Annotated in this window: 4 protein-coding genes; all 4 read right to left on the minus strand. The window is 50.8% G+C overall.

The annotated features are described in order from the left end of the window. Positions 1-281: 281 nt before the first annotated feature. Complete coding sequence (locus JW883_08000) at positions 282-671, minus strand: hypothetical protein (GenBank protein ID MBN1842206.1); 390 nt, start codon at positions 669-671, stop codon at positions 282-284. Between the two features lie 10 nt (positions 672-681). Next, positions 682-1,515: a PEP-CTERM sorting domain-containing protein gene (locus JW883_08005; protein MBN1842207.1), complete on the minus strand. Its 834-nt coding sequence runs from the start codon at positions 1,513-1,515 to the stop codon at positions 682-684. Continuing rightward, positions 1,503-3,527 carry a TonB-dependent receptor gene (locus tag JW883_08010; GenBank protein MBN1842208.1) on the minus strand — a complete coding sequence of 675 codons (2,025 nt, stop codon included), beginning with the start codon at positions 3,525-3,527 and terminating at the stop codon, positions 1,503-1,505. Before JW883_08010 ends, JW883_08005 begins: the two co-directional genes overlap by 13 nt. A gap of 132 nt (positions 3,528-3,659) precedes the next feature. Beyond that, a partial coding sequence (locus JW883_08015; protein ID MBN1842209.1) for a DUF4465 domain-containing protein occupies positions 3,660-4,588 on the minus strand: 929 nt, incomplete at its 5' end.

Raw genomic sequence — 4,588 nt, forward strand, 5'->3', positions numbered from 1 at the left:
AGCATTGCTTCAATGTCGCCAAATACACCCTTCCCATCCGCTAGAGCACAACCATCTGTCACTCATCCCAGAAGTGCCGATTGCTATTATGAACTGTGTCTCAGCGGCACCAGTTATGGGCTTTGGAACGCGCAGATGTCAGGTTTCCACAAAGCGGGCCCGCTCAATTTCAGGGTGCGCTAGCCAAAACCCGACCAAGGTACGCAGGGCCACAGAAGCTACTTGTTCCAATGGTATCCATCCAGACGAGGGGCACGAAGGGAAGCAGGGTCAAGAGAATATCAAATGTCAAGCCTGATCCAGCGGGTGCAGAATCGGTGGGCCGCTTCAAGTAGCTTTCGCCATGGCTGGTTGGTGTGGGCGAACACTTCCAGCTCTCCTGAAAATGTGCGGCAGATGGCCATTCCCGAAGAGGTCTCACACTCCTCGTCCATCCATTTGAGCCTTATCGGGCCGTTGACCGTTGTGACATCCAATTCCTCATCCTGGAACTGGATAAGCGCCATCTGTGCCACGGCATAGAACTCATGTTTTGTTTGAGGTCCTGAGTTGCAAGAATAGGCCTTGATGTGGCCCGCTTCGGAAATAGCGATTTCAGGGACAAGAATGACGACACTACAATCAAGCGCCTCATTTTCTCCTGCGTAAACCCTGATAGGTTCTTTTTTCATTCATATCACTCTATTGGTCCCGACACGACGAAAGACACGCGCCAATAAAACATCCTCCACTGACTGCAAAACCAGCCTTGCCATCATATGAAGGAGCTGGGGGTGGAGTGTATTCTCCACTTGGATAGGCTGCCCCGTTTGACACGCCAATGGCATCCAGGTCGAACCCTGCGCTTCCAAAGGTGGGATACGGGTCGTAGATCACATCACCTGATGTATCCAAGGACATCCCGTCGCCAACGACATCGATAATCCGGATATGGGTGGCGGAGTCGAGCCCCACGTCTTCCAGGTCAAAGGGAGTCCCATATCCCTGCTTGTACTTGCCGGCAAGTCCATCAATATTCGTCGGATCAACCGCACCAAACCCCGATACAGGGCTCGGAGTCAAGGAGTCATTATCAAAACGGTAAAAATCCACGCCGTTTGACGACACTTCCACATGGGCCAACTCAAGAAAGCTGTCACTGAATGAGTTCTCAAAAACAGCAAAATCCCATCCGTCACCATTTTGAATTGGTTCATCAAACGTCATGGTTATCTGTCCTCCACGGCCGAGGGACACAATGTCAAAGGAGTTCCCTACAGCCTGGCCCACCGCCAACTGAGGAGCCTGGAAAGCAGCGTCGACCTCTTGGCCTGGAGAGTAATTTTCCCAACCTGTGGCCCAGGCCACCAATGCAGAATCATCCATGTGGATGGCCCAGGAACCGGACTCTCCTGCGGCCGGACGATAAGGCCCGGCCGCTGCCGCCAATGAGAAAAATGTAGCCGCCAGGACCACGGCACAAAAAATCGTCCCCCTGAAGAGAAGGCAATGCCCCATTGCTCTTAGAAACTCCACTCCATCCCTCCATAGAAGTTGCGAGCAGGCATGGGGTAATACGTCTCGCTGTAGGCCACTGTTGAGTAGAATTCATCGAAGATATTGTTGACGCCAACAAAAATCCTCACCCCTTTGTCTTTGTATATCAGCTTGCCGTCGAAAACTGCGTAGCCTTCCAACTTGTCGAATCGGTCGTTGTTCTGGTCATTTCCATCAAATCTGGGCCCTACATACGTTCCAGCAATAGAAAGCACAAGGGGTTCAAGAATTCGCCACTCCATCCCGATGCTTGCCTTATGTTCCGGGACAAGAGGAACGGTCGTCCCTCTTTCTTCGAACTCGGCCTTCACGTATGTGTAGTTGCCCCAGAGATAAAGGGAATCTGCTGCATAGACTCTCACGTCAGCTTCCACTCCGCGTCGCACGGTCTTATCATCATAGTTGCGGTTCACCTGAGGGTCCTGGTCAAAAAAGATTTCATCATCGATCCTGATTTGAAAAAGGGTCAGTGAAAATTCCATAATTCCCTTTAGATGATACCGCCCCCCTATGTCTATGTGGCTCCCCTCCTGGGGCCTCAAACCCTCTTCTCCTTGGGCGAATTCGTCCACATTGGGGATGCGAAAACTCGTTGCATAGCTTGCAAATAGGGTGGTGTCAGGACGCCAGGAATAAACCAGGCCGGCCTCCTCGGCGTGATTGGTCCATTGCTTATTTGAAACTGTCCCGTTCACCCACCGCTTCACACTACCGAAAAGCTGATGTTGATCGGTGCGGAAGCGACCGTCATAATCATTATACCGGTATCCCAAACGAAAAACGAGATCCTTTGTAAGGGATAAGTCATTGGTCAGGAAAAACCCCAGACTTTCAACATCACCATTCTTTCGCTCATCCTTGGACAGCTCTTCTCTAACGTATTCTGCTTGATAATGATCCAAACCGCACTGAAAATGGTGCTCCAGCTCCCCGGTTCTGTATGATGTGTCATACCCTAGATCAAAGCTTTTCGTGTCTTCATCAATACTGTCTGTCTGGTCCTGCCTTGTAATGAGCGGATTATATCCCATGATGTAGGAGTTATCCCGATAACGATATCCTCTGTGCGCCTTGACACGACCCCACTTATCCAGGTCGATTTCAATGCCCCCTACGTATCGCCGGTCAGCAGTTTCCCCGAAATCGTCAGGACGGTCCGTTAAAGTCCGCTTCTCTTTTGACTCCATATCTTCCTTGCTAACCGGGCCAGGCAAGCCGTACACGTCCTCATGGCGAGAAGCTGACATCGTGAGCGTCACACGGTCGCCAAAGTCGTAGCCAACCTGGCCCGCAACATCCTTTTTTCGCAAGTAGCCGTTATCTCTGTATCCATCGGAATCAAAGTAGTCAGCATTCAAATTGAACCTGAGGTTCTCAATCTGTCCTCGATGTGACACCCGACTGTCAAAGGTGTCATAGCTGCCGTATGAGGAATATAGACGAGTCTCAGGTTCTTTTTGTCCTTTCTTGGTTATGATATTGATGACTCCGCCAATAGCCCCATCCCCGTAGATCACCGATCCGGCCCCACGAACGATTTCTATGCGTTCAATTCGATCCAGGGGGATCGAAGAAAGATCAGGGCCGGTCAGATCAGGGGGATTCAGCTTCACCCCGTCAACCATCACAATCACGTTGCTGACAAAGGTATCTCCCATGCCGCGTATATCCACGCCTGCCTGCTTGTCGTTACCGAAAAAGCTCCTGAGGTTCATGCCCGACTCCCTTGCCAGGAGATCTACGATATTGTTGCTTGGAGCTTGTTCGATATCCTCACTCGTTATGATGGTAACATTCCGGGGTATGTTCTTCACGGGTTCGTCGATCCTGGTAGCTGTCACCACGATCTCTTCAAGTTCAAATCGGGGCTGATTGCTTCGTTCCTCCAGGCCTCCAGCCTCGTCCTGAGCACACAACAGCTCGTCACCGGACAAAAGCGACAGGAACAAAAAGATCAAGCACCAGCCTATCCGGAAGCCACGCGACGCCATATATTCCCTCAACATGAACCTTTCATTCGAAAAACCCACTGACGTTTGCCGCAGCAGAACGTGCATCCATGCTCAGAAAAACAAGAGGCTGGGCCGATCCAAAATCACCAGCACAGGCCCAGCCTTCCCAAATCAGTATCCTCTGCCAGACGACCTTAAAGCCAAGCAGCCTCCTGCCAGAGCCCCCAAAACCAAGATAGCAAACGACGTATGGAAGGCATTGCATTCTGAACCGGAGGCCGCCGTATTGATGAAACAGCCCCCCCCACCACCGCCGCCATCGCTACGAGTGTTTGAAGGCGAAGACGACAATGCCCCGGCCAACCCGCTGGGATCAACAATAATACCGTTTTCGATCCCGTCAGCATCACCATAGTTACCATCCTTGAGTTTCAGGGTAACTACGGTCGTTCCTTGGGCGGTCAAGCCAAATGATGCATATCCTAAATCCGAATAATCTTGCCAACCATTCATTGGATCGTATTTATACCACTTGGCGGAATCTGACGCTGCTTCAGAAAGGTACACCTTTATAGTGGCTTCATCACTGGGGTTATTCACCCTTAATGTAAAACTCAACAGACCCAATGGCATCGTAGCAGGCCGCGCTGCGTTGTCGGTAATACTGGTGGGATCGATAGACTTAATGGCAATGATTTCACTAACATTTTGGGAATCTTTGTAGCTAACGCCTATCTGTCCATTTCCCACAACCGTGTTTACGCACTTAATCGTGGGTTGGTTCACATCAGGGGTTCCGTCATTATCTAAGTCTACTGTAACATCGACCTCCTGACTATCTGGTATTCCGTTCAAATCAGTATCATAATCAGACGGAGTGCCATTCAGACTGTCCATGCAGAAGTACGCAGGAGTATTCATGCCCCAGTCACCGACATCTGAGGATGTTAACTCAAACTCCAGGCTCTTGACCGGGCCTAGACTGCTCAGATCAACCCAGGTCCAGGTGTTTACGATGTCCGTTCCATTGGCCAGCAAGAAATCGACTGTTCCAGTTTCATCCCCGCCCCCATCCCTGCCACGGATTGTCAACTTAAACC

Source organism: Deltaproteobacteria bacterium, assembly GCA_016930875.1.
Classification (GTDB): Bacteria; Desulfobacterota; Desulfobacteria; order Desulfobacterales.